Genomic DNA, 25,463 nt, shown 5'->3' with positions numbered 1-25,463 from the left:
TGTGGCAACAGCTCGAACTCTTTTATCTACATACCGTGTAACAAGGAGTCAATATGGCTATTCAAAAGACCTTTGCGAGCCTCAAGGCTGTAGCACTGATTATGGGCTTTGCTCTGGCAACTGGCTGTGCCTCAAACGCCGCCATTGAGGAAGCTCAAAGCGACGCTCAACGCGCACTGGAAGTTGCCGAGGAAGCGCAGCGCACTGCTCAGCAAGCCGCAGAAGCAGCCCGCGCCGCTCAACGCTCTGCCGATGCCGCTCAGCGCTGCTGTGATGCCAACACCGAGAAGCTGGATCGCGCTCTGGAGCGCATGCAACAGAAGTAAGTCTTACCTGTTGCAGCCTGGTTGCCGACTCTCAGGATTCGGCAACCAGGGGCCTGCTCACCACAGCGGGCATACCATCCGCCTTACGGAACACCTCAGTCACCCTGTCCCAATCCACCTCACCCTCAAGTTCATCACCGCGCTCGCGAATCACTGCAAAAATCTTATTGATCATTTGTTGCTCACTGAGCTCAACCCGATCGACGCTGTCATCCGGGTAAGCCTGCGGGTGCACCTCAATCAATAATTGACCATCGGCAATGCCCACCTTGAGCGGCTGATCAATCAGGTACACGGGCGTATTGACCGGCACCCTGCGCACGAGCGACTCAATATCCTCCGGAAACAGGCGGATACAGCCTTGACTCACCTGCATGCCGACGCCATCCGGACGGTTAGTACCATGAATCAGATAGCCTGGAATATCCAACACCAGAGCAAAACGCCCAAGCGGGTTCTCCGGGCCCGGCGGCACCATATGCGGCAAATCAATGCCCCGGCTGGCATAGTCGGCGCGCACATTCTCCGTCGGGTACCAGGCGGGATCTTCGAGCTTGACCCGAACCCGGCTCTGGCCCAACGGCGTCTGACGATCGACCCGGCCAATCCCCATCGGATGGGTATCGACCTTGTGCTCACCGGTGCCTGGATCGCGGTAAAAATAGTACAGGCGCTTTTCAGCCCGATTGATGATAATGCCATCACGCGGCGCATCGGGCAGCACAAACTGCGAGGGGATGCGCACCCGCTCCCCCTCGCCAGGCAACCAGATATCAACCCCGGGGTTGGCGAGCCGCATCTCGCGATAGCCCATATTGTAGGCCCGCGCGATGTCCATAAGGGTGTCCTCGAAGCGCGCCTGAGTAATGCGCACCTCGCCGATCACATCATAGCCATCGTTGAGCGTGTAAGTGGCCGCACTGGCGCCCGCCGCCAACAGCGCCCCCGCCAGCGCAACACTAAAAGTGCGCAGGGGACGACGAAATGCAAGGCGCAGTTTAGCGATCAAGCGACGATCAGGTCCGGGGCAAGGTGACACCACGCTGGCCCTGATACTTGCCACCGCGGTCACGATAAGAGGTTTCACAAACTTCATCCGACTCGAAAAATAACATCTGGGCCACCCCCTCGTGAGCATAAATCTTGGCCGGCAACGGGGTGGTGTTGGAAAATTCCAGGGTCACATGACCCTCCCACTCAGGTTCGAGCGGTGTGACATTCACAATAATCCCACAACGCGCATAGGTGGATTTCCCCAGGCAAATGGTGAGCACTGAGCGGGGAATCCGGAAGTACTCTACGGTGCGCGCCAACGCAAACGAGTTGGGTGGAATCACACACACGTCACCTTTGACATCAACGAAACTGTTTTCATCGAAGTTTTTGGGATCAACAATGGACGAATGGACGTTGGTGAAAATTTTGAATTCATCCGCACAGCGCACGTCGTAACCATAGCTGGACGTACCGTAAGAAATCAGGCGCTGCTGGTTCTGATCGTAACGCACCTGGCCGGGCTCGAAGGGCTCGATCATACCCTGCTCTTCGGCCATCCGGCGCATCCATTTGTCAGACTTGATACTCATTGAATCTCCCCGGGTTGTGGCATCTTTGGGCGGCATAATAGCGTTTTTTGGGGCAAAAACCTACCGAAATACCCCTCAATCATCGCTGATCACGATCTCCGGTGCCGCAGCTGCGTTGTGCCCCTGTTGCCACAACGAAGCGCCCAGCTCACGGGCGATGGCGCGATAGCGAAGGGCAATGGCACCGTCCGGCTCGGCCACCACCGAAGGCTTGCCGGCATCGGTGGTGACACGGATCGACAAATCCAGCGGCAGCGAGCCCAGTAGCCGGGTAGCGTAGTCCCGGGCGATGCGCTCGCCCCCGCCGGCCCCGAAGATGTGCTCCTCGTGACCGCAGTTTGAGCAGATATGCACCGCCATATTTTCTACCACCCCCAGCACCGGGACCGACACCTTGCGAAACATCTCAATCCCTTTTTGGGCATCCAGCAGCGCAATATCCTGAGGCGTGGTTACGATCACCGCCCCGGTCACCGGCACCTTCTGGGACAGGGTCAACTGAATATCCCCGGTACCCGGCGGCATGTCGATCACCAGATAATCCACCTCGTCCCAGCGGGTCTGGGTCAACAGCTGCTGCAGCGCCCCACTCGCCATTGGACCGCGCCACACCATCGGGGTCTTCTCACTCGCCAGATAGCCCATAGAAATCGACTGGATGCCGTGTGCCTCAATCGGAATCATCTGCTGACTGCCCTGCTCGCCCACCACCTGGGGCCGCTGATGGCCAATACCCAGCATCTGGGGAATACTGGGCCCGTAAATATCCGCGTCCAGAATTCCCACCCGCGCGCCTTCGGCCGATAAAGCCAGGGCCAGATTCACCGCCGTAGTGGACTTGCCCACCCCGCCTTTACCCGACGCCACCGCAATAATATTCTTCACCCCCGGCACCCGCCCGGCCTGATTGGCGGCGCCCCCGGCGGCAATCTCCCAGGCGATCTCTACCGCTACATCCGCCACCCCCGCAATCCCGGCCAGCGTCTCATTCACCGCCCCCGCCAAGGCCTCTGCCACGCCATCGGCGGCATAGCCCAGCACCAGGCGTACACTCACCTTGCCCCCCTCGACACTCACTTCGGGGGTGACCCCGAGCTCAGATAGAGGAACACCCAAGGTTGGCTCGGGCAGATCGACCAGGGCTTGACGGACTTGCTCAACGGACAGGGACATGAGACTCGACACTCCTGCAGAACGGGGTAAACGGAAAAAGGGTCGCCGGTTTGGCACGAGCTGAGGACGGGGATCGCTTTTCGGGACCGTCTGCCGCCCGGACGGCGGCAGTCGAGCCCCCAGGGAAGGGTTTACGGCGTGTCCTGAAAAGCGATACCCGTCCTCAGCGTTAATCTGGCCGCGCCACTGCCCCTCCAGAGGGACAGGCGCCTTGAAAACACAATACTAACACCCGGCACCGCCGAAAAACCAAGCAAAACAGTCAACTTTTACCCCTAACCCCCTGAAGTCCCAACCAAAATTTGCTATAGTGCGCCTCATTTTCCACCCCACAGGCAACCAAATCACACACACCATGAACACACCCCGCAAAATACTGGTCACCAGCGCCCTGCCCTACGCCAATGGCGATCTCCACCTGGGCCACATCATGGAACAGATCCAGACCGACATCTGGGTCCGCTTCCAGAAACTGCGGGGGCATGACTGCCTCTACGTCTGCGCCGATGACGCCCACGGCACCGCCATCACCCTCAAGGCGGAAGAGCTGGGCATCACCCCGGAAGCCCACATTGAGCAGATGAAAGCGGCTCACCAAGCGGTCTCCAAAGGCTTCCTGGTGGCCCACGACAACTATCACACCACCCACTCGTCCGAAAACCGCGAGTTGGCCGAGATGATCTACAACCGCCTGGACGCCAACGGCCATATCGCCCGGCGCAGCATCACCCAGGCCTTCGACCCGGAAAAAAACCTGTTTCTGGCGGACCGCTACATCAAAGGCACCTGCCCCAAATGTAAAACCCCGGACCAGTACGGCGACAACTGCGAAGCCTGTGGTGCCACCTACTCGCCCATGGAGCTGATCGACCCGGTGTCGGCACTTTCGGGAGCGATCCCTGTGCCCAAAGAGTCCGAGCACTTTTTCTTCAAGCTGCCCGAATTCAGCGACTTCCTCAAACAGTGGACCCGCGCCGGGCACCTGCAGGACGAAGTCGCCAACAAGGTGGCGGAGTGGCTGGAAAGCGATCTGCAGGAGTGGGACATCTCACGAGATGCCCCCTACTTCGGTTTTGAAATTCCCGGGCAACCGGGCAAGTATTTCTACGTCTGGCTGGATGCGCCGATCGGCTATATTGCCAGCCTGAAGAACCTGCTCGACCCCAAAGGCGAAGACTGGCTCGACTACTGGAAGCCGGACTCCGACGCCGAGGTTTATCACTTTATCGGCAAGGACATCGTCAACTTCCACGCCCTGTTCTGGCCGGCCATGCTGCACTCGGCCGAGCTGCGCACGCCCACCAAAGTCTGTGTACACGGCTTTGTGACGGTCAACGGCAAAAAGATGTCCAAGTCCCGGGGCACCTTTATCAATGGCAAGACCTATCTGGAACATCTGGACCCCGAATACTTGCGCTATTACTTCGCCGCCAAGCTCACCAGCGCTGTGGACGACCTGGATTTGAATCTCGATGATTTTATCCAGCGGGTCAACAGTGACCTGGTGGGCAAAGTCGTCAATATCGCCAGCCGTACCGCCAAATTCATCAACAAGGCGGGCGGCACCCTGGCGGCCGAGGTGGCCGAACCGGCGCTGTGGCAACAGTTCGTCGATGCCAGCGAGCGCATCGCCGAGCACTACGAGCAGCGCGAGTTCAGCAAAGCCATGCGTGAAATCATGGCCCTGGCCGACGCCGCCAATGAATATATCGCGGCCCAAGCGCCCTGGAAACTGGCCAAACAGGAAGGCAGTGAAGCGGAGGTACAGGCCATCTGCACCCAGGGCCTGAATATGTTCCGGGCCTTGATCACCTGGCTCAAGCCGGTGTTGCCGCACCTGGCCGAAAAAGCCGAAGCCTTTCTGGGTGAAAGCCTGAACTGGGCCGAGCCGCTGCGCTTTCGCGCCAGCGACACGATCAACGAATTCAAGCCCCTGATGGTGCGGGTAGAGAAAGACAAGGTGGATGCCATGATTGACGCCAGTAAGGAAGACGCCGCGCCCAAGGCCACAGGCCCGCTCGCGGATGAGCCGATCGCCGAGGAAATCGAATTTGGGGATTTCGCCAAGGTGGACCTGCGCGTAGCCCTGATCGCCAAGGCCGAGCATGTGGAGGGTGCGGACAAGCTGCTGCGCCTGACCCTGGATCTGGGCGGCGAGACCCGCAATGTGTTCGCGGGTATCAAGAGTGCGTATAACCCTGAGGACCTGGAAGGCAAGCTGACGATCATGGTGGCCAACCTCAAGCCGCGCAAGATGAAGTTCGGCATGAGCGAGGGCATGGTCCTGGCGGCGGGGCCCGGGGGTAAGGATATTCATATTCTGGAGCCTCACGAGGGGGCGAAGGCTGGGCAGCGGGTGATGTGATCGGGGTTGTTTGGCGTTCTTTGGTCGGCGCGTTGTCGCGGCTTGGGAGCGGCCCGGAAGGGGAAGGGGGTGAGCGACACGCCGTGAACCCATCCCTGGGGGCTCGGCACCCGCTGTCCCGCGGGTGACGGTCGCTCACCCCCTTCCCCTTCCGGGCCTTTGCGCTGAACGATCGCAGTGCTTCCGCGGGGAGGAACGCCAAACGGTGGGGTGCGGCGTAGATTGTCGGATTACGCCTTTGGCTAATCCGACCTACTTGAGCATCGCGGCACCCCACCCGCCCGATGTTTTTCTCGACGCGGCACCCAACCCGAGGCGGCGCCGGGTGAGGGTTGGGCGACTGTAGGAGGCATGGATGCCGACTTCAAGCGTACAGGGATGTATTCACAGCGTGTCGCCCAACCCTTGCCCGGCGCCGCCGAATGACGGAGCACCACAGAGAAACAGCGGGCATAACCATATAGACAATCGGCCTAAGGATTATAGGGTTTTAGATTGAAGGGTACTGACCCCATGGCCGATAATGTGCGCCTCTACGGCGCTTAACGTGAGAACCAGGTAGCAATGACCGAATTTTTCATCATTCTGTTGAGCACCATACTGGTGAACAACTTCGTGCTGGTCCAGTTTCTTGGCCTGTGCCCCTTTATGGGCGTATCCAACAAACTGGAGACCGCCATTGGTATGGCTGGCGCCACCACCTTTGTACTCACTCTGGCCTCGGTCAGCAGCTACCTGATCAACACCTGGATACTCACGCCCCTGGGCATCGAATTTATGCGTACCATCGCCTTTATTCTGGTGATCGCCGTGGTCGTGCAGTTTTCCAAAATGTTTATCGAGAAGACCAGCCCGCTGCTGTACCGGGTGCTCGGCATCTTCTTGCCCCTGATTACCACCAACTGCGCCGTACTGGGTGTGGCCATGCTCAACGTGCAGGGCCAACACAACTTTTTTGAAGCACTGATCTTCGGCTTTGGTGCTGCCCTCGGCTTTGCCCTGGTGCTGATACTCTTTGCCGCCATGCGCGAACGCCTGGCCATTGCCGATGTACCGACACCCTTCAAAGGTGCCGCCATCGGCATGATCACCGCCGGCTTGATGTCACTGGCCTTTATGGGCTTCGGCGGGCTGGTGTAACACGGATTAACCTATGCTCGAATTGATTGTACAAAACCCGTTAATCGCCTCCCTGATCGCCCTCGGCGGTCTGGCGTTGGTGTTTGGCGGCATTTTGGGCTTTGCGGCCGTACGGTTCCGCATCGAAGGCGACCCTGTGGTCGAGCAAATCGACGAACTGCTGCCACAAACACAGTGTGGTCAATGCGGCTACCCCGGTTGCCGCCCCTATGCCCAGGCCATTGCCAACGGCGACGCCATCAACAAGTGCCCGCCGGGCGGCCAGTCGACCATCAATGCCCTCGCCGACCTGCTGGACGTCGAAGCCCCTACGCTTGACGAAGAGCATGGCGAAGAGTCTGCGGTGAAAACCGTCGCGTATATTCGTGAAGATGAGTGCATTGGCTGCACCAAGTGCATCCAGGCCTGTCCGGTGGATGCCATTCTCGGTGCCGCCAAGCAAATGCACACAGTGATCGCCGAAGAATGTACCGGCTGTGATCTCTGCGTTGAGCCCTGCCCGGTGGACTGCATCGACATGATTCCTGTGGAATCGACGCTTCAGGAGTGGAAGTGGCAGATGCCCCCACCCAGTGAGAAACAAGCCGTGGAACTCATTGCCACCGACCGCGATAACCCTCCAGGAGGCGAACAAGCAGCCTGATGACCAGTTTGATCAAAGTCTGGGAAATCCCCGGCGGTGTTCATCCGCCCGAGAACAAGAGCCAGTCGCTGCAGGAGCCTCTGGCCAAGCTGCCTATTGCGCCGCAGTTGATCTTGCCGCTCAATCAACACATCGGCAATCCGGCCAAACCGGTGGTCGCCATAGGCGATCATGTGCGCGGCGGCCAGCGGATCGCCGAAGCCGATGGCATTTTCAGTGCGCACGTGCACGCGCCCACATCCGGTACCATCAGCGCGATCGACGATCACCTCATTCCCCACCCTTCAGGCTTGAGTGCGCCCTGTATCACCATCGACACCGACGGCAAAGACGACTGGGTGACGCTGACTGCGACCGACGACTACCACAAACTCGAGCGCACCACACTGCTGGCTAAAATTCGCGATGCCGGTGTAGCCGGTCTCGGGGGCGCGGGCTTCCCCACGTCGGTCAAGCTCAACCCCCGTGCCAATCACATTATCGACACCCTGATTCTCAATGGCACCGAGTGCGAGCCCTACATCACCGCTGATGACATGCTGATGCAGACCCGCGCCGACGAAGTTGTCGCGGGTACGCAATTACTCGCCTACCTGCTCAATAACCCCGGCCGGGTGGTCATCGGTGTCGAGGATAACAAGCCCAGGGCCGTTGAGGCCCTGCAACGTGCGGCGGCTGACACTGAAATTCAGGTGGTTTCATTCCCCACCAAGTACCCCTCCGGGGGCGAAAAGCAACTGATCCAGATTTTGACCGGACGCGAAGTGCCCAGTGGACAGATTCCTGCGAGCATCGGCGTGGTGTGCCAGAACGTCGGTACTGCTGTCGCGAGCTGGCGCGCCGTGCGCTATGGCGAGCCGCTGGTTTCGAGAGTGACCACGGTGGTGGGCGAGGCGCTGACGCGCCAGCGCAATATCGACGTGCTTTTGGGAACCCCTATTGACTTCATCCTCAAAGAACACGGCTTTGATGCCAAGAAAGCCTCGCGCCTGGTGATGGGCGGCCCCATGATGGGCTTTACCCTGCCCGATCCGCAGGTGCCATTGATCAAGACCACCAACTGCATACTCGCCCCCAGTAAAAAAGAGTTGCCGCCGCCCCTGCCCGCCCAGGCCTGCATTCGCTGTGGCCTGTGCGCCGAAGCCTGCCCCGCCAGTCTGCTACCACAGCAGCTGTACTGGTATGCTCAGGCCGAGGACTACGAGAAGCTCGAAGCGCACAGCCTGTTCGACTGTATTGAGTGCGGCGCCTGCTCTTTTGTCTGCCCCAGCCATATTCCGCTGGTACAGTACTACCGTGCGGCCAAAGGCAGTATTCGCCTGCACGAGAAGGAGCGGGAGAAATCCGACCGTTCACGTCGGCGCTTCGAATTCCGGCAGGAGCGTATCGCCAAAGTCGAAGCCGAGAAGGAAGCCAAGCGCCTGGCCCGCAAGCAAGCCGCCGAGGCCGCCAAGAAAAAACTTGCCAACGAAAAGCAGGCAGGCGTCGAAGCAGGCCCGGTCCCCGCGCCCGTCAGCGACGCCCAGACCAAAGCCGGGGCCAAACAGAAAACACCGGCCGAGCAACAGGCGCGTCTGGAGCGCCTGTTGGCTTCAGCACAAGAAAGCCTGAAGAAAGCCCAGCAACCGCTGGAAGCTAACGAGCCCGGCCAGTCGGTCACCGACGAGCAACGGGAAAAACAACAGGCGCGGATCAAGCAAGCGGAATTGAAAGTGCATGACGCCGAACAAAAGCTGAGCGACTTCCGCGCCGAGCAGGGGAAAAGCGCCGAAACACCGGCGCCCGCGGATAGCGACCCGGTCGCTGCAGCGATTGCCAAGGCCAAGGCCAAGATGGATATGGATCCCGCGGAGAAACTCCGCGCGAACCTCGACTCTTTGCAGCAACGATTGGCCAAAGCTGAAGAAAAAGCCGAAGCCGCGCGTGCCGCCGGCGATGAGAAGGCCGACGCGTTGGCGCAAGGGGTGCAAAAACTGCAGCAAAAAATCAAGGATACCCAGACTGAGCTCGCTGAGCTGTCGCCCAGTACCGTCGCAGAACCCAGCCCCAGTGGCCGGCACGAAGCAGATGTTGCCGGCCTGGCCATCGAAAAAGCCAAGGCCAAGGCGGCTGCTATGGCCACCATGAGCGCCGACGACAAGCTCCGCAACCAGATTGACTCGGTCAAGGCGCGCCTGGAAAAAGCCCGGGAGCGTTTGGCCAAAGCTGAGGCGGAGGCCGACGACAATGTCGAAGCCTTTCGCACCGGCGTTGAAAAACTGAGCTCCAAACTCGAAACTCTGGAACAACAAGCCAACGCCTCGGCGGACTAGGACGGATGCACTGAAACCATGCTGAAGGTAACTTCGCCCCACACACATAGCGCCCTGAGCACCGGCCAGCTGATGCGCCTGGTGATCTACGCGACCCTTCCGGGACTGGCGGCTCTGACGCTGTTCTTCGGTTGGGGCAGCCTGCTCAACGTTGCACTGGCCAGTGTTACCGCGCTCGCCTGTGAAGCGCTGGCCGTCAGGCTGCGGGGCCGCCCCGTGAGCTTTTACCTGGGCGACTACAGCGCCCTGGTCACTGCCGTCCTTCTGGGGCTGGCGCTACCGCCCTACGCCCCTTGGTGGATTGCGGTGGTCGGCAGTGTGTCGGCAATACTGCTTGCCAAGCAACTCTACGGCGGCATGGGCTTCAACCCCTTTAACCCGGCAATGGTTGCCTACGTGATCCTGCTGATCTCCTTCCCGGTGGAAATGACCCAGTGGACGGCACCGCGCAACGCCCTGGTGGATGACCAGAGCGCCGTTGGGATTATCGAAGGTCTGCGTATGATTTGGGCGGGGGCACCCATCGATGCCTACACCGCGGCCACACCCCTCGATACGCTGAAGCAAAACCCGGGCTTATTGCTGGAGGATCTATACAGCCAGGATCCCACCTTGGTCTCAGGTATCTGGGCCGGCGCCGGTTGGGAGTGGGTTAACCTGGCATTCCTGCTCGGCGGGTTAGTCCTGCTTTACAAGCGGGTATACACCTGGCACGCGCCCGTAAGCATGCTGATTGCTCTGGCTCTGATGGCTGCCGTTTTTTATGATGGCGGCAGCTCCAACAGCGGTGGCTCGCCACTGTTTCACCTGCTCTCCGGGGCGACCATGCTCGGGGCCTTCTTCATTATCACCGACCCGGTCAGCTCGGCGGTGAGTGTCCGTGGGCGCATCATTTACGGTGCCGCTATTGGTGTACTTATTTACGTCATTCGCACCTGGAGCAACTACCCCGACGGGGTCGCTTTTGCGGTGCTACTAATGAACTTTGCCGCGCCCTTTATCGATCATTACACCTTGCCGCGCACTTATGGCCACAAGAAACCACGCAAGGCCACCGAAAAGGAGGGGCACTGATGCTGGGAGCGTCTATCAGTAAGAATGGCATCCTGCTGACCCTGTTTGCGCTGATCACCGCCACCGTACTCGCCAGCACTTTCCTGATGACCCGGGAACAGATATCCGAGTCCGAGCGCCGCGCACAGCAGCGTGCACTGTTCGAAATCATTCCCGAGCAGCGCCACGACAATGACCTGCTCGAAGACGTCATCCCGGTTCCTCTGGACGCCTGGGCACAGCTCGGGTTGCGCGACGCACACCACATTCATCTGGCGCGCCAGGGCGGTGAGGTTATCGGTGCAATTATTCCCAGCGTGGCTCCGGATGGCTACAGCGGTGACATTCGTATGATTGTCGGCGTTAACAAGGACCTGAGTATCGCAGGCGTACGCGTACTCAACCACCGGGAAACCCCGGGGCTGGGCGACAAAGTTGACCTGAGCCGCAGCGACTGGATTCTCGACTTCGACGGCACCTCGCTGACGGAGCCAGCGCCAAGCCGCTGGGAGGTTCGGAAAGACGGGGGCGATTTTGATCAATTCACCGGGGCGACCATTACCCCCCGTGCTGTCGTACGCCAAGTACGCCGCACCCTGGCATTTGCCACCACGCATCAAGCCCTGCTGTTCCCCGACACGCAGATAAGCGAGACAGAGGAGACCGAACAATGAGCGAAGCGGTCGATTACCAGAAGATCAGCGGCAATGGTCTGTGGACCAACAACCCGGCGCTGGTACAATTGCTGGGGCTTTGTCCGCTGCTGGCGGTCACCGGCTCGGTGGTCAATGCGCTCGGGCTCGGATTGGCGACGCTGATGGTGCTGACCTGCTCAAATATCACCGTCTCCCTGATCCGTAAAACCGTGAGCGATGCGGTACGTTTGCCTGCCTTCGTGATGATCATCGCCACGCTCACCACCTGCATCGAGCTGCTGATGCGCGCCTATACGTTTGAGCTGTACACCATTCTCGGGATTTTTATCCCATTGATCGTAACCAACTGTGCCATTTTGGGGCGGGCAGACGCCTTTGCCAGCAAGAACAAGGTATTCCCTTCATTTGTCGACGGACTGATGATGGGCCTGGGCTTTATGGCGGTACTGCTCGCGATCGGGGCGGTGCGGGAACTGCTCGGCAGCGGCACGCTGTTCGCCAATATGCACCTGCTGTTCGGCGATATGGCCCGCGGCTGGGTTATTACGCCCTTTGAAAACTACCCCGGTTTCCTGGTCGCGGTGCTGCCTCCGGGCGCGTTTATCGTGACCGGTTTTCTGATCGCCTTGAAGAATCTGATCGATGCCCGCATTGAAAAGCGCCGGGCGATTCTCAAGACCAAGCCCATCAAAGGAAGCAAGCGCGTACGCACCACGGGCGCCGTCAATTAACCTCAACTTTATTTTGTCACTATCTGGTCTACACTTTTAAACCAGATAGTCTTGCTATTTTTACGTCATCTGAGGAGCCCTCCATGCCCGATCAAGAAGTCATTGCGGAACTGACCCACGCCTACGCTGTTCCCTGGGGGATAAATATCCTTCTGGCGATTCTGGTTTTTGTGGTTGGTAAGTTCATTGTCAGTATTATTGTCAGTGTTTTGGGCCGCATCCTGGGCCGTACCAAGCTCGACAAAATTCTGGTGGAGTTTGTCCAGTCAGTAGTGAACACCATACTGCTGATCTTTGTGATTGTCGCATCTCTCGATCAACTGGGGGTCAACACCACCTCACTGATCGCTGTTCTCGGTGCCATTGGCCTGGCCGTCGGCCTGGCGCTGCAAGGTTCACTGCAGAATTTTGCGTCCGGCTTTATGCTGCTGGTATTCCGCCCGTTCAAAGCCGGTGATTTTGTCGAGGGTGGCGGCACCATGGGCGTAGTAGAGCGTATCAGCATCTTCACCACCACTATGCGCACCCCGGACAACAAGGAAGTCATTATTCCCAACGGTGCCATCTACGGCGGCAACATCATCAACTGGTCCGCGCGGGAAACCCGGCGCGTGGATATGGTATTCAGTATCAGCTACGACGACGATATCCGCAAAGCCAAGAAAATCATTTCCGAGGTCTTTGCCAAGGACGAACGGATTTTGCCCGAGCCTGAACCCACCATCGTGGTGGGCGAGCTGGGGGACAGCAGTGTCGATATTCTCGCGCGCCCCTGGGTCAAAACCGACGACTATTGGCCTCTCAAGTGGCACATGACCGAAGAGATTAAAATTGCTTTTGACGAGAATGACATCAGCATTCCCTTCCCGCAAATGGATATTCATTTGGATAAAGCGCAGTAACAATCACGGGCACTGCCTGAAACAAAAAAACCCCGGCAAGCCGGGGTTTTTTTGTCTACAAAGGGAGTTTCTTAGCGCTCAGCTTTAGTCACCCTCCGCTTCCACAACCCGAATCTGACCCAGCATGTCTTCCGGGTGAGGTGTGCACAGATAAACGCCCATGCCTGACTCGGCGGTAAATTCGACAGTTTCTGCCGCCTCAACACCGGTGGTACCACTGGAAACGAAGAAGAAAGACTGAAGTCCATCGCTGGCCACGGCGAAGTTATGGTACACGCCGTCGGCATTCAACCATTCCAGGGTGTAGGTTTCACCCTCCGTCAGTACCAGGGTAGGATTGCGCACCCCCTTGATCGACTCCGGCGCAATTCCCGTCCAGCCTCCCATATCGCCTTTGATGCGAATGGTCTGTGCCGGATCGAAGGCTTCGTCTGCCGCCAAAGACAGATCCGAAGGCAGCCGTTCAATGGATTCGCGCACTTCAAAACCGCTTAGCAGCGTACGGTTTCCTTTGGACTCGGTTTCCAGGCGCAAGTAACCGTCAACCACCTCCACACCGTTCAGGGTGACTGTAAGCATCTGTGCGAAATCACGCTCGGCGGCGATTTCGAAATCCGTCAACACACGCTCACCCTGCACCCGTACATCAAAAATCCGCGCATTGGCCCCCTGCGCGTCTTCGGACACCTCAGAAAAGTGTAACCGCAGGTCGTAGGTGCCGTTCGCCAGTGCAACGCGATAACCCAAATCACGCCCCACATGGGCCGTTTGATAAAGATCTCTCAAAGGTCGGCCAGCGCCTTCAATATCACCGCTGTAACGCTCGCTTTCAGGTTCATCGGAAAGCGATTGGACAGCGATATGCGGCCAGGGCTGGAAGGTCAAACCCTGAATTTCAACGGCTTCATTGCCACCCAGGTTAAAACCGAAAGGCACTTCGACCGGCCCGTCCACGGTCAACGTCAACTGCTGGGAAAGCCAACGGATCTGTCCCGAGCGATCGAGGTATTTTACCCGCAGAATCAGCGTCTGCTCGCCACCAAAGGCGTCAGCGTCTACCGCGATGTCCCAGACAATGTCGTAGGACTCACCCGCACCCAGGCGCGCACGCGCCAATTCACCCTGGGCTTCCACACGCAAACCGTCGCGCTGACCCAATACCGAAACTTCGATGTCCCGGACCGTTTGCTCAAACCGGGTATCCAGTCGAGCGCGCAAGCGGGTACTTGAGCCAGGTGCCATGACGCTGTTGTCAAGCTCCCAATCCAGCGCCAGCACACCCTGCCCACGGGGCAGGTAGTCAATGCGGTAGATACCGGGGTTATCCCGGCCCGACCAGGACGCGCCGTAGTCGAGGACGTACAGATGACCGTCGGGACCAATTTCAATATCGTGAGGACGATGAATGTCCAGCGGTGGGAAAAATGGCTCAATTTCGAGGAAATCCCCTTGCTCATCAAACGACACCATCAGCAACCGACCTCCGCTCCACTCGCCGATAAACCATTTGCCGTCAAAGGCTTCAGGCAAGGCCGTAGGCGCATGGGTCGCTTTGTGGCGATACATGGGGCCGCCATTGGGGGCCGAGTTGGTCAACTGGGGGAAAGGCGGCTTTTCGGGCACATCCCAGGCGTCACCCCAAGGGTGGTCCTTGGGCGGATTGACAAACACATCCCACAGCCCGTGACGCGGCACGTACAGGGTGGCGGGCTGCACCGGGGGCAACTCCCTCAGTCCCGTGTTAAACGGCGAGTCATTGATGGGGTTATCCGGATCAAACAAAGCAATGGGTTTACGCTGCGCCCAATCGTAGTCCGGATAAGCAAGCTGGGGACCACGAACCATAGGCCAGCCGGCGTTGCCTGCCTCACGCACCTGATTGTATTCACGAATACCAATGGGCCCACGCTCGGGCGACCACTCGGTAGCATCCGGACCGTAATCAGCGTAGTAGAGCCAGCCGGTTTCACTGTCAACACCGAACCGGAAAGGATTGCGGGCGCCCATCAGGAAGATTTCCGGACGCACCAGACCGGCCTCAATTTCGTCCCCGTAACCGCGCTCAACGGTAAACAGGTTGTCTTCGGGGATAGAGTAGCTACCGTCTTCGTGGGGGAAAATACGGATCATTTTGCCGCGCAGATCGGCGGTATTGGCCGCTGTACCCCGGGCATCGGTGGCCGTTTTTGTCTCAAAGTCCTGATCGTAGGTCGGGGTATAGCCGTCGATACCCGGGCCACCGATGTCATCGCCGGTGGACAACCACAGAGCACCATCGGGACCAAACTGAAGGTCGCCTCCGGAATGACGCCCACCCTCGCGAGTATGGTGTACCCGCAGAATTTCCACTTCGGACGCTGGATCCAGCGTATCGCCCGTAACCACAAAGCGCGACAGACGGTTGTAAGGCATTTCATCTTTGATGTCTTCGGCCTGGGCACTGCCGTGATGGCCGTGGCCCTGTTGAGCGTGGGGAGCAGCCTCCAACTCCGGCGAGTAGTAAACGTAGACCCAGCCGTTCTCGGCAAAGTTGGGGTCGACCACGATCCCCAAACCGCCGTCTTCCCGGGCGTAGTGAACGTCCAGCTTGAGCGCGAGGGCGATGTCGGTTTGCTCGGTATTGGTCACCAGAATCTCACCGGTGCGCTGGATCAGAAAAATCCGACCATCCGGTGCCACGCTCATGGACATGGGCTCCGATATATCCTGGGTGACAGTGACCTGCTCGTACGAGTCCCACACCGTCGCCTCGGAATCGCCCTCGACCAGACCGCCTGCCCAAAGTATGCCCTGCAGGACATGCTCCAGAAAATACTCATCTTCCCAGGCCTGCTGGGTATGGCCCAGCGCTGTGAACCAGGCCCGTCCGCCATCATAGTAGTGACTCCAGGCCATGGGATGGTCGACTCGGCCACCCTCCATGCCCGCGCCCTCGTAGGAGTCTTCATTGATAGTCATCAACACATGAACATGACCGCGGGGGTTGCGGTGAAAATCATAGAACTCGTCGTAGAGCCGATAGCGGGCAGGCATGTGCCGGGTTGACGGGTGGCTGCGGTCGGTAACATTGAGCTCACCCTCCTGGCGGTCGGGGTGACCGTCAAAGTAAGCCCCGACCAGATCACCGTACCAGGGCCAGTCGTAGTGGGTATCGGAAGCCGCATGAATCCCGGCATAACCGCCACCGGCCTGGATATAGGCCTTGAACGCCGCCTGTTGCGCTTCATTGAGCGGGCTGCCGGTGGTGCTGTTCCAGACAATGGTGTGGTAACGGCTCAGTGTTTCGAAGTCACTGGGGAAGGCAGAGGCATCACCGTCTTCGTCGTCAATAATATCGACTTCGACGTGCCTGGCCCCGGTCAGCTCTTTAATGCGCTCCGACATCTGCGCAATCTGCTCGTTGCCATAGGGGATCACCCGGTGGCGATAACCGGCCGTGACGGAAAATACCAGAATCCGAACCGTATCCACCTGTTCGGTCGTCCCTGGCGAGGTACTCGATTGGCTTTGCCGCTCTGTCGTGCAGCCTACACTCAGCAGCAACGCGCACGTGACAAACAGCAATAGGGGGGCGTACAACAGCCGCCTGACGGGCTGCAGGGTAAAAGGTCTCATCTCTTGTGTCCCATTCTGTATTTAGAATTGTCTTTTAATTCACCGGCGCGCACACGCCATCTCAGCAGCGTCAAACCGGACGCGCTAACTTAACAGACTACTACTGGGGAGGCAAAAAGAGGAGAAGCAGCATTGATAAAGAAGTTTAAAGTTATGTTTACCGCCAGAACTGCCACAGTACCGGCAATCAACCAGTGGCGAGCGCCGCCCTGTGACGTACGCTCAAATTCCGCTGCACCCCTACATCAATCCCATCAACAAGAACTCGATGGGAAAGGGAATATCCGCAATCGTCAAACGGCCATCCTGCAGTTTGGCGCGCATGACGTATTCCCCACCCTCATCAATCAGGTAGGTCCCGATATAGTCGGCAGTCACAAGAATCAACGGGGTATTCATAACGATGGCGTCATCGGCACGAAATACTAGCTCGGCGTTAACCGCGGCCAACAAATCGCCGTAACTGTCGAGCTGAGACAGACTGCGGCCGGCCCCCAAACCGATATAATCCGCATTCAACGTCAGACGCGACTGTCCGTCCATCAGCCCTGCCCCCATATCGGCGCTGAACTGCAAGCCCGGCTGCAAAAGTGCATCCATGACCTCGATGATTTCGGCTTCCGTGACATCGTTGCCCCACTGGCTGGCACTCGCTTGCCACTGAGTCAGGGCCGCCTGACTAACGTTGTTCAAAGCGAAGCGGTAGTAAATGTCCCGAACCGGCAACATCACACCCTCCAGGCGAGACGCATCAATCGATAGCTGAGAGTTGAGCTTATCGCCCACGGCTTCGCTCTCCGCGCGCAGCCTCACGTCGGTTAGTTCACCGGTGCTACCTTCAAGCTGCTGCCAGGCAATACGCGAAATATCGACCTCCACCTCGCCGACGCTGATGTAGGCATTGAGGTAGTGCAGATCGAAAGTCGACTGCAAACCGCTGATCTCGATACGTTCACCACTGCCCTGCTGATCTTCAATGGTGACTGCACCAACGCTGACATCGCCCGAATACTGATGCTCGTTGGCAACACCAGAAAGACGGCCTTGAGCCCCGGCAAAACTGAACCGGGCATCATCGGTATCCAGCGATTGATCAAAGCCCGGAATCTGCCAGTCGAGCGTGTAGCGCCCCGTAAACCCGGTGTAGCCGGTAAAGGTTCCCAGGCTTTCACCCCACAGGCGTTCTAGCACGGCGTTGAGTTCAGGTTGATCCGGTGCATGCAAGCGGAACTCGCCCTCAATGCTCGAAAGCCCGAGCCTGGGTGCACCGCCTTGCCAAAACAGGGGGCCATGACTCACGCGCGCATCGACAGTCAGCACCAGCTCGCCCTCAGGCAACACATCCCGGTAACGAATAACGGTCGTCACTTCACTTGACGTGATGCCGCGGCGATAGTCCTCCAGGCTGATAGCGACTTGCTGCCCCGCCAAAAACTCAGCTTCGCTGAGCAATTGTTGCCGAACTTCACGCTCGCCGAGATAGCCAGTAGCATAGGCAGCGGTCACATAAACCAGGACCAACACCACCAGTGTTCCAATAAATTTTTTCATTCTCACTCCCTTTAATTCATTCCACGTTGCACTATTGGCGTGGCGATCGGCATTGGCGCCTAAAACACCGTGGAGCCCTTGATTAACCACTGCACACTGCGGGTATTTTCGCGCGTCCCGGTAGGAACCGCAACGTCGATATGCAGAAGGTTGCCAATGCGTGCCTTACTTGAGGTAAAGCGCAAACCCAGGCCCAAGTTGGACAGATGACTGTTGTCGCGATTCCCCTCCCCGCCCCAGGCCCGCCCGGCATCGATGAAGGCCACGCCGCCCATGCGGACAATATTGAGCAGGTGAATATCCGAAAAGTAACGCCGTTCAACCGTCAGCAGATAACGTTGCGCGCCGCGTTGAAAATCAGTGGGATAACCGCGCAACCCGGAAATGCCGCCGAGCGTCAGCTCTTCATGCTGAGCCAGGTCATAGCCCTGGGCATAGCGAAAGCTGGTAAACCAGCGGTTGTTGCGGTCGATAAAGTAATGGTGATCAATCCGGGTTTGTGCCACGGTCGAGTCGCTACCCTCAAAATTGGGGTAGTACCGGCCGTCAAGCTGGCCTTCCACGCGCAGCAACTGCCCGGGACCAATATCCAGGTAATTGCTCACCCGCCCCTTGAAGCGCACTACATCCCGGTCGTTGCCCAGTGAAGCGCCGCCGTAGCCGGCGCGCAGGTATATATTCAGTCCCTGAGCGATATCCTCGGTGCGCTGTATCTGGTACACATTGCGATAGGTACCGTAGTCGTTCTCAATGTATTCATAGGCCAACCAAGGATAGTTGGCGCGCCGGTCTGTAGGCACTTCGGTTACGGATGCATCGGTCTCGGAGAAACGATCCTCCTCACTGGTCAACCCGATCAGGAGTCGGCGAATATCATCGCTGCCAACCGTCAGAGCCCGGCCGTAGTAGACCTCGTTTTTGATCATCCGTTGGCGGTACTCGTTGATATCTTCACCCCGATTGCGTACCACATTCACTTCCGAGATGTTTTCACTGATATAACCTGCCGCCCAAGGAGAGTCCAGCGAATAGAAAGGTTGTTCGAGGCTGAACACCTTGTCGGTGCCATCGCTTTTGTCCGCATAGGATACCCGCGCGCGCAATTGCGTATTAAACAGGTGCGGGCTGCGATAATCGTAGGTAACGCTGCTGCGCAATTCATCCTGAACGTAGCCGACTGACAGGTTGTCGCCACTGCCCAGAAAGTTGCCATCTTTCAAACCAAAACCGGAGCGCGTTTCGCCCCCTTCGTAACCGAAATACACTTCCGGCTCGGTTACCCAGGCGTCGCGAGTGAGCACTAACAAATCCACCCCGCCATCACACACCACTTCCGGGACGATATAGGCATCGGACAAATAACTGCGAGTGCGCAGGATCCGCTCGGACTCGTTGACGTAGCGCGAGCGCAAATCCTCGCCTTCGGTCATCAATAGTTGGGCGCGAATGGTGGTGACTGTGGTATTGATATGAACCCGGTTAAGGCCCCGAAACAGGGCGTTATTTTCATCCGGATCGTTTTCATCAAAGATATCGCCACTGACAATACGGATATGCCTGATCCGGTGCCCTTCCAGCTCATCCAGCGCCGAACGGACGCGGTTGTAGTTGGACTCCCGGCTCAAATCCAGGTGGGGGTACTCGGTCCATTCACAGGAGGGGTCGAGCGGGATATCGAAGATTTCCAGGCTTTCGGCCCAGGTGGGCAGCGCGGCCAACAGCACCAAGGCACCTGTCAGGTGCCGAGACTTCCGGTGTATCGCACCTGCCACTGCGCCAAAATACTGCATAACCACCTGATTGTTATTGTGTTCTAACAAAAAACGGTCATTCAGATTACCACTCTTGGGGGAGAGAGAGAATCCCCATTTTGTTAAAACTTAGTGAGCGTGGTGGCGGGGTGTCGGTGTCTGCTCGACGGCGGGAGTACGGTGGTGATCGTGCGGGTGATCGTGGCCCACTGAATGACTGCCGCCAATGAGAGTCCAGAGACCGAACCCGATGATCAGCAGCGCAGACCCACGACGCACGCCCCGGCGCTGAAGCAGGACAGCGAATTGACGGGCCGCGAGCCCCGTGGCCAGCACAGCGGGCAAGGTGCCCAGACCGAAGGCCAACATAACGGCGCCAGACCACCAGGCACTGCCCTGAGCGGCGCTGTAGGCCAATGCGGTGTAAACCAGACCACAGGGTAACCACCCCCACAGGGCGCCCAGAGCCATCGCTTTGGGCGCGGTGGTCACCGGCATCAGGGCTTTTCCGAAGGGCTGCAGGTACGCCCACAGATAACGCCCCCCTCGCTCCAGCCACGTCAGTCCACGCCACCAATCCGCGAGATAAAGGCCCATGGCGATGAGTAACAAGCCCGCGAGCAAGCGCAACACAGCGCCAAAGCCCGACATCTGCAGAAGGCCAGCCAAGGCGCCCAAACCCGCCCCCATCAGAGTGTAACTGGCAATCCGCCCGACGTTGTAACACAACACCAGGCGCAGGCGCCGACCACGCGCTTCGGGTGGAATAGCCATGGTCAGCGCCCCCATGATCCCGCCGCACATACCGACACAGTGGGCGCTGCTTAAAAAGCCCAAGCTGAACGCGGCGACAACAACGAGAAAAGCGTCCGTCATGGAGACTTGCGCTCCCCATCCTGGTTCCGTTCGGGGGCTGGCTCCGCCCCCGGCTCATCCTCCTCGGAGGGTTCACTTTCCCGATCCGCTCTGTCGGGGTTCAGGTGCGTTTCCTCGTCAAACAGAATGCGATGGGCTTCGGTATCGAGGTTATCGTACTGCCCGCTGTTGATCGCCCAAAACAGGATCTTTACCGCGATCACGATAAAGACGATGCCAATGGGAATCAGGATGAACAAGCTCTCCATCTCACGCCTCCGACGTCAGTTTGGCGTCGTCCTCGACCCGGGCGACCGCCGCAACCGGGGCGTCGACGGAGCGCCGACTCAAGCGCAAGGCATTGAAAATGACCACAAAAGAACTGGCCGTCATGCCGATTGCCGCCGCCCAAGGGCTCACCAGTCCGGCCGATGCCAGGGGCAGGGAGCATAAATTGTACAGGAGCGACAACCCGAGGTTTTGTTTGATGATTTTTTTAGTGCGCCGAGCCAGAACCAGCGTATCGGCGATAGTGGTCATACGCTCGTTGAGCAGCACCGCGTCCGCCCGTGTCTGAGCCAGATCCGAAGCCGCCGCCATGGCGACCGAGACATCGGCCCCCGACAGCACAGGCACGTCGTTGATGCCGTCACCCAACATCAGCACGGTATCCCCAGCGGCCTGACAGGCCTTGAGCCGCGCCAGTTTATCGTCTGGCTTGGCGCCCGCCGTATACGTCGGGATCCCCAGTGTCTGAGCCAGATCCGCTACCGCCCCGGAGTGGTCTCCACTGAGCAGCTCCACGGCAACGCCCTGCTCCACCAGTGCCGACACCAGCGCCCGGGCACCCGGACGCACCTCATCTTCAAGCGCGAACCAGGCCAGCGGCCCCTGCTCGCTCGCCAACAGCACCCACAACCGGGTTTGGTCCGGCAGCTCAGGCGTCTCATCATCGGTAGAGAGCGCGCTGGCGAAGGCGGCGGCGCCCAACCGGTAGCGCTCTCCGTCAATCAGGCCTTCGACACCCTGCGCCGTCACTTGACGGGTATCGCTGGCGACATGATTGCCCAGATAAGGGGCAAAGGCAGCCGCCAGAGGATGGTTCGAACGACTTTCCAACGCCGCCGCCAACGACCGAACTTCTGCCTCAGAGCGCGTACCCAGTACCCGGGTGGCTACCAGGGCGAATTCGCCCTTGGTGAGCGTGCCGGTTTTGTCAAAGATGACCCGATTGACTTTGGTGAGGGTTTCAATAACGTGGCCCCGGGCCACCAGAAAACCCTGTTGACGCAGATTCGCGGTCGCGGCGGTGAGCGCCGTTGGCATCGCCAGCCCCAGGGCACAGGGGCAGGTGACCACCAGCACCGAAAGTGCCACCCAAACCGCGCGCCCGGCTTCATACCACCACCAAAAGGCAAACACGGCGCTGCACACAATCAGCACCGCCGCGACAAAGTAGCGGGCAACCCGATCAGCCACCGCCACTTGATAGGGTTTCTCGTCGGCGGCCTGGGTCACCAGGCGTTCAATGGCAGACAGCTGGGTATGCTGGCCCGTCGCCGTCACTTCGACCTCCAGGGCACTGTCGCTATTGAGGGTACCGCCGATGACGGTGTCGCCTACACGCTTGACCACCGGCCGCGACTCGCCGGTCAGCAATGCCTCGACCACCGCACTTTCGCCCCCGAGTACACGCCCGTCGGCCGGAAAGGTCTCGCCACTTTTGATCAGAACCCGATCCCCCGCAATCAGGGACTTGATCGGCACCAACGCGTCCTCTGCCCCATCGGGCGTCAGTCGGCGAGCGGTCAAAGGCATCAACTGCGCCAGATTGCCGTAACCCTGACGATTGCGGTGACGGGTGCGCATCTCCAGATAACGACCTGCCAACAGAAAAAAAGCGAAAGTGGTGATCGCCTCGAAGTAGACCTCACCGCCCCCGAACACCGTCGCCCAGGTACTGGCGATAAAGGCCAGAATGATGGCCAGAGAAACCGGCACATCCATGGTCAGACCACCGGCTTTGAGGGCCCGCCAGGCCCCAATGTAGAAAGGCCAGCAACTGTAGGTGATCACCGGCGCGGCCATCAACAGGTTCAACCAGCGCAACACCTCGAGCCACTCACCGGTAGCGCCGGTGTAAATGCCGACCGCGACCATACCCACCTGCATCATGCCAAAACCGGCGACGCCCAAGCGCAACAGCGCCGTGCGATTCTCCTTGGCCATCATGGCCTGCTGGCCTTCGTCGGTGGCCGGGCGCGGGGTGTAGCCGATCTCCGCCAGCGCCGCCAACAGCTCGCTTAGTGGCTGAACCTGTGGGTTCCACACCAAAACACAGCGGTGCGTGGTGACATCCAGACGTACCGATTCCAGCCCGGGCGATTTTTGCAGGTGCTTTTCCACCAGCCAGCTGCAGGCCGCACAGGTAATGCCCTCAAGCAACAGACTGGCTTGATGACGGTCGTCCGCCAACTCGGTGACAAACTCACCCTGAATGTCGGGCAAGTCATAGACGGCCCACTGTTGCTGCTCAATGCCCTCGCCGTTCTCCGGGCGGTTATTGGCTTCCGTGCGAAAGCGATAAAAGCTCTCCAGCCCCCCATCGACAATGGCTGTCGCCACGGCCTGGCAGCCCGGGCAGCACATTCGCTGCTCACGGCCATCCACAGTCACCGGATAGTACACATCGCTCGGTACCGGCAAGCCGCAGTGATAACAGTCCAAGGGGGTCGATGAAGTCTCGGTCATAGCGTCAATCGGCCGTCCGGCGGACGGCCAGCTCAGTATTGTAGGATTCGCTAAACGCAATTGCACCGCGCAGTCGCCAAGGCGCCGAACGGCGCTGCGCCAAATCCAGCTCGGGATAGAGGGTGAGATACCAGTGGTGAACAAGTTCAGCATCGAGCGACGCTTCGTAGCGTTCTGCGCCCACACGACGCAACACCAGATGTTGATCCAGATTCTCGTTCACCGGGTGATCCATGACCAGCAACAACTGTCCGGGCAGGCTCTCCCCGTCAGCACGGGTAATGGTGACCTGCACCCGTTGCGCCTCGGCGTCAAAGCTGACGTCGGCCTTCAACCCCAGAGCCTTGGCGCGCGCGTCCTGCTCGAAGGTTTGATTGATCAACCGACCCTGCTTGTAGTAGTTGTCAATCACTTCGTGGTCACGACCGCTATAGGCGGCGGTCAACAATGCTGCCACGACAAAAAACACCGCAATCAACGGTGCCATGACCAGCCAAAAACCCGGCTCTCTGTAGTAGGGGCCACCAGGCCTTTTATCGCGCGTCTGCATGCGTTTTACCTGTCATTGTGAGTACGAACCCGGCGTTCAGCCCCGGGGTTGTGGTCCGATAAATGTGGTCGAATGGCGCGCCCGAATATCAGGGTTGTCGCGCGCCTCTACTTCGAACGTAATCGTGGTTTTGACCTCAGTCAGCTCGGAACGAGGTACCGCCACCCGAATCGCTATGGTCAGATGATCCCCCTCATCCACCGGATAAGCACGATAACCCTGAATCTCGAAGGGATAATCACCACTCACGCTCAAGTCGTAGACGTGCGTACTCCGGTCAAGATTGTCAATTTTGAGGGTATAAACATTCTGTACCGTATCGCCACTGATCCGGTACATACGTACGCCCCGGTCACGGGTCACGTCAAGACCCACGGGCAACCGGCTGCTGAGCGCATTGACGAAGACCGCCATCATCACCAACAAAACGGCCAGGTACGCCAAAAACCGCGGTCGCAACACCCCCCGACTGCGCCCGGTCTCGATACGCTCTTCGGTGGTAAAGTCGATCAGACCCCGAGGGTAACCCATTCGCTCCATCACCTGATCACAGGCATCCACACACAGACCACAGTCAATGCACTCCGCCTGCAGGCCATCGCGGATATCAATGTCTACGGGACAGACCTGCACGCACCAGGAACAATCAATGCAGTCACCCAACCCCTGCGCCCGATAATCATCTTTGGGTTTGCGTGGCCCGCGCGGCTCACCGCGCTGATAGTTATAGGCGACCGTCAGCGTATCCTTGTCATACATCACCGACTGAAAACGCGCGTAAGGGCACATGTACTTGCAGACCTGCTCGCGTAAAAAACCCGCGTTCATATACGTCGCGCCGGTAAAAAAGGCCACCCAAAAGGCCGCCGCGAGGTGTACATCCAGTGTGATCAGGCCGACAATCAGTTCACGTATCGGCATAAAGTATCCGACAAACGTCAGCGCCGTTATCAACGCAATCATCAGCCAGATGCCGTGCTTGGCGCTCTTTCGAATGACTTTCTCTTTGTGCCAGGGTTGGCGGTCGAGTTTAATACGCTTATTGCGGTCGCCTTCACAAACGTGTTCGGCCCACAGAAACATGTGCGTCCACACCGTTTGCGGGCAGGTAAACCCACACCAGACACGGCCTACCAGCACCGTCACGGTAAACAACAAGAAAGCCGCAATAATCAAAAGCCAGGCGAGATACATCCCGTCCTGGGGGCGAAAGGTCGTCCACAGGATATGGAACTGTCGCGTGGGCAGATCAAACAGCATGGCCGGTCGCCCATCGATGACAAGCCAGGGCATGAGCAAAAACCCAAGCAGCAGCGGGATGCCCGTGTAGCGGCGCAAGCGCTGATAGAAACCGGTAATACGACGGACGTAGACCTTGTCTTCCGCCTCATAGAGATTGACGTAGCGAATGCCTTCCTTGGTGCTTGGGTCGGTATCTTTTTGCTCGGTCAAAGCGCACCTCGATCAGCAGACAACAGCGGGCAGGTGAAGCAAGCCCCCGCG

At 58.7% G+C, this 25,463-nt stretch carries 20 protein-coding genes; 9 read left to right on the top strand and 11 right to left on the bottom strand.

Features of this window, described 5'->3' with window-relative positions:
- Positions 1-53: 53 nt before the first annotated feature.
- Positions 54-326 (top strand): alanine-zipper protein, encoded by a 273-nt coding sequence (locus DKW72_RS05190; protein WP_111641260.1) that lies wholly within the window; start codon positions 54-56, stop codon positions 324-326.
- 31 nt (positions 327-357) lie between these two features.
- Here the strand turns inward: DKW72_RS05190 and DKW72_RS05185 are convergent, their stop codons facing one another.
- The 3 genes from DKW72_RS05185 to apbC form a co-directional block, all read right to left on the bottom strand.
- On the bottom strand, positions 358-1,335 hold the full coding sequence (locus DKW72_RS05185; protein WP_198411223.1) for a L,D-transpeptidase family protein: 978 nt from the start codon (positions 1,333-1,335) through the stop codon (positions 358-360).
- Between the two features lie 7 nt (positions 1,336-1,342).
- Positions 1,343-1,912, bottom strand: a complete 570-nt coding sequence (dcd, locus tag DKW72_RS05180) for a dCTP deaminase (protein ID WP_111641258.1) — start codon at positions 1,910-1,912, stop codon at positions 1,343-1,345.
- Positions 1,913-1,987: 75 nt separating this feature from the next.
- Positions 1,988-3,085, bottom strand: coding sequence for an iron-sulfur cluster carrier protein ApbC (gene apbC, locus DKW72_RS05175; protein ID WP_111641257.1), 1,098 nt, complete (start codon positions 3,083-3,085; stop codon positions 1,988-1,990).
- A gap of 355 nt (positions 3,086-3,440) precedes the next feature.
- Between apbC and metG the strand changes: the two genes are divergently transcribed.
- The 8 genes from metG to DKW72_RS05135 all read left to right on the top strand — a co-directional run bounded on the left by metG (position 3,441) and on the right by DKW72_RS05135 (position 12,887).
- Entirely contained in the window at positions 3,441-5,450 is a 2,010-nt protein-coding gene (gene metG, locus DKW72_RS05170) for a methionine--tRNA ligase (protein ID WP_111641256.1), read from the top strand.
- Positions 5,451-6,014: 564 nt separating this feature from the next.
- Positions 6,015-6,590 carry an electron transport complex subunit RsxA gene (gene rsxA / locus DKW72_RS05165; protein WP_111641255.1) on the top strand — a complete coding sequence of 192 codons (576 nt, stop codon included), beginning with the start codon at positions 6,015-6,017 and terminating at the stop codon, positions 6,588-6,590.
- Positions 6,591-6,603: 13 nt separating this feature from the next.
- Positions 6,604-7,233: an electron transport complex subunit RsxB gene (rsxB, locus tag DKW72_RS05160; protein ID WP_111641254.1), complete on the top strand. Its 630-nt coding sequence runs from the start codon at positions 6,604-6,606 to the stop codon at positions 7,231-7,233.
- The gene (gene rsxC / locus DKW72_RS05155; protein ID WP_111641253.1) at positions 7,233-9,545 is read left to right on the top strand and encodes an electron transport complex subunit RsxC; all 2,313 of its coding nucleotides are present in this window, start codon (positions 7,233-7,235) and stop codon (positions 9,543-9,545) included. The genes rsxB and rsxC overlap by 1 nt, the downstream gene beginning before the upstream one ends.
- Before the next feature lie 18 nt (positions 9,546-9,563).
- Complete coding sequence (rsxD, locus tag DKW72_RS05150) at positions 9,564-10,619, top strand: electron transport complex subunit RsxD (protein WP_111641252.1); 1,056 nt, start codon at positions 9,564-9,566, stop codon at positions 10,617-10,619.
- A complete protein-coding gene (gene rsxG, locus DKW72_RS05145; RefSeq protein ID WP_111641251.1) occupies positions 10,619-11,272 on the top strand; it encodes an electron transport complex subunit RsxG in 654 nt (217 codons plus the stop codon). Before rsxD ends, rsxG begins: the two co-directional genes overlap by 1 nt.
- Positions 11,269-11,985, top strand: a complete 717-nt coding sequence (locus DKW72_RS05140) for an electron transport complex subunit E (protein WP_111641250.1) — start codon at positions 11,269-11,271, stop codon at positions 11,983-11,985. The genes rsxG and DKW72_RS05140 overlap by 4 nt, the downstream gene beginning before the upstream one ends.
- Positions 11,986-12,068: 83 nt before the next feature.
- Positions 12,069-12,887, top strand: coding sequence for a mechanosensitive ion channel family protein (locus DKW72_RS05135; protein ID WP_111641249.1), 819 nt, complete (start codon positions 12,069-12,071; stop codon positions 12,885-12,887).
- An 84-nt stretch (positions 12,888-12,971) separates the two neighbouring features.
- Here DKW72_RS05135 and DKW72_RS05130 read toward each other — a convergent pair whose 3' ends face one another.
- The 8 genes from DKW72_RS05130 to ccoG all read right to left on the bottom strand — a co-directional run bounded on the left by DKW72_RS05130 (position 12,972) and on the right by ccoG (position 25,412).
- Positions 12,972-16,502 (bottom strand): ThuA domain-containing protein, encoded by a 3,531-nt coding sequence (locus DKW72_RS05130; protein WP_111641248.1) that lies wholly within the window; start codon positions 16,500-16,502, stop codon positions 12,972-12,974.
- Between the two features lie 240 nt (positions 16,503-16,742).
- Positions 16,743-18,053, bottom strand: coding sequence for a DUF945 family protein (locus tag DKW72_RS05125; protein WP_111641247.1), 1,311 nt, complete (start codon positions 18,051-18,053; stop codon positions 16,743-16,745).
- A 59-nt stretch (positions 18,054-18,112) separates the two neighbouring features.
- Positions 18,113-19,843, bottom strand: a complete 1,731-nt coding sequence (locus DKW72_RS05120; protein ID WP_111641246.1) for a BamA/TamA family outer membrane protein — start codon at positions 19,841-19,843, stop codon at positions 18,113-18,115.
- A 90-nt stretch (positions 19,844-19,933) separates the two neighbouring features.
- On the bottom strand, positions 19,934-20,680 hold the full coding sequence (locus DKW72_RS05115) for a sulfite exporter TauE/SafE family protein (RefSeq protein WP_111641245.1): 747 nt from the start codon (positions 20,678-20,680) through the stop codon (positions 19,934-19,936).
- Entirely contained in the window at positions 20,677-20,928 is a 252-nt protein-coding gene (gene ccoS / locus DKW72_RS05110) for a cbb3-type cytochrome oxidase assembly protein CcoS (protein ID WP_111641244.1), read from the bottom strand. The genes DKW72_RS05115 and ccoS overlap by 4 nt, the downstream gene beginning before the upstream one ends.
- A 1-nt stretch (position 20,929) precedes the next feature.
- Complete coding sequence (locus DKW72_RS05105) at positions 20,930-23,410, bottom strand: heavy metal translocating P-type ATPase (RefSeq protein WP_111641243.1); 2,481 nt, start codon at positions 23,408-23,410, stop codon at positions 20,930-20,932.
- 4 nt (positions 23,411-23,414) lie between these two features.
- Positions 23,415-23,960, bottom strand: coding sequence for a FixH family protein (locus DKW72_RS05100; RefSeq protein WP_111641242.1), 546 nt, complete (start codon positions 23,958-23,960; stop codon positions 23,415-23,417).
- A gap of 36 nt (positions 23,961-23,996) precedes the next feature.
- Entirely contained in the window at positions 23,997-25,412 is a 1,416-nt protein-coding gene (ccoG, locus tag DKW72_RS05095) for a cytochrome c oxidase accessory protein CcoG (protein ID WP_111641241.1), read from the bottom strand.
- Positions 25,413-25,463 lie beyond the last annotated feature (51 nt).

The sequence above is a fragment of the Marinimicrobium alkaliphilum genome (assembly GCF_003259155.1).
GTDB classification, from domain to species: Bacteria; Pseudomonadota; Gammaproteobacteria; order Pseudomonadales; family Cellvibrionaceae; genus Marinimicrobium_A; species Marinimicrobium_A alkaliphilum.
The sequence above is the reverse complement of the archived record's forward strand: the minus strand, read 5'-3'. Positions and strand labels throughout refer to the sequence as shown.

Bases quoted from the DNA above. Each gene is read 5' to 3' on its own strand.
- DKW72_RS05100 (WP_111641242.1), bottom strand. From the start codon at position 23,960: ATGCAGACGCGCGATAAAAGGCCTGGTGGCCCCTACTACAGAGAGCCG.
- rsxG (WP_111641251.1), top strand. From the start codon at position 10,619: ATGCTGGGAGCGTCTATCAGTAAGAATGGCATCCTGCTGACCCTGTTT.
- DKW72_RS05190 (WP_111641260.1), top strand. From the start codon at position 54: ATGGCTATTCAAAAGACCTTTGCGAGCCTCAAGGCTGTAGCACTGATT.
- rsxB (WP_111641254.1), top strand. From the start codon at position 6,604: ATGCTCGAATTGATTGTACAAAACCCGTTAATCGCCTCCCTGATCGCC.
- ccoS (WP_111641244.1), bottom strand. From the start codon at position 20,928: ATGGAGAGCTTGTTCATCCTGATTCCCATTGGCATCGTCTTTATCGTG.
- DKW72_RS05105 (WP_111641243.1), bottom strand. From the start codon at position 23,410: ATGACCGAGACTTCATCGACCCCCTTGGACTGTTATCACTGCGGCTTG.
- DKW72_RS05115 (WP_111641245.1), bottom strand. From the start codon at position 20,680: ATGACGGACGCTTTTCTCGTTGTTGTCGCCGCGTTCAGCTTGGGCTTT.
- DKW72_RS05135 (WP_111641249.1), top strand. From the start codon at position 12,069: ATGCCCGATCAAGAAGTCATTGCGGAACTGACCCACGCCTACGCTGTT.
- rsxC (WP_111641253.1), top strand. From the start codon at position 7,233: ATGACCAGTTTGATCAAAGTCTGGGAAATCCCCGGCGGTGTTCATCCG.
- rsxD (WP_111641252.1), top strand. From the start codon at position 9,564: ATGCTGAAGGTAACTTCGCCCCACACACATAGCGCCCTGAGCACCGGC.
- apbC (WP_111641257.1), bottom strand. From the start codon at position 3,085: ATGTCCCTGTCCGTTGAGCAAGTCCGTCAAGCCCTGGTCGATCTGCCC.
- DKW72_RS05130 (WP_111641248.1), bottom strand. From the start codon at position 16,502: ATGAGACCTTTTACCCTGCAGCCCGTCAGGCGGCTGTTGTACGCCCCC.
- metG (WP_111641256.1), top strand. From the start codon at position 3,441: ATGAACACACCCCGCAAAATACTGGTCACCAGCGCCCTGCCCTACGCC.
- DKW72_RS05120 (WP_111641246.1), bottom strand. From the start codon at position 19,843: ATGCAGTATTTTGGCGCAGTGGCAGGTGCGATACACCGGAAGTCTCGG.
- DKW72_RS05125 (WP_111641247.1), bottom strand. From the start codon at position 18,053: ATGAAAAAATTTATTGGAACACTGGTGGTGTTGGTCCTGGTTTATGTG.
- DKW72_RS05140 (WP_111641250.1), top strand. From the start codon at position 11,269: ATGAGCGAAGCGGTCGATTACCAGAAGATCAGCGGCAATGGTCTGTGG.
- rsxA (WP_111641255.1), top strand. From the start codon at position 6,015: ATGACCGAATTTTTCATCATTCTGTTGAGCACCATACTGGTGAACAAC.
- dcd (WP_111641258.1), bottom strand. From the start codon at position 1,912: ATGAGTATCAAGTCTGACAAATGGATGCGCCGGATGGCCGAAGAGCAG.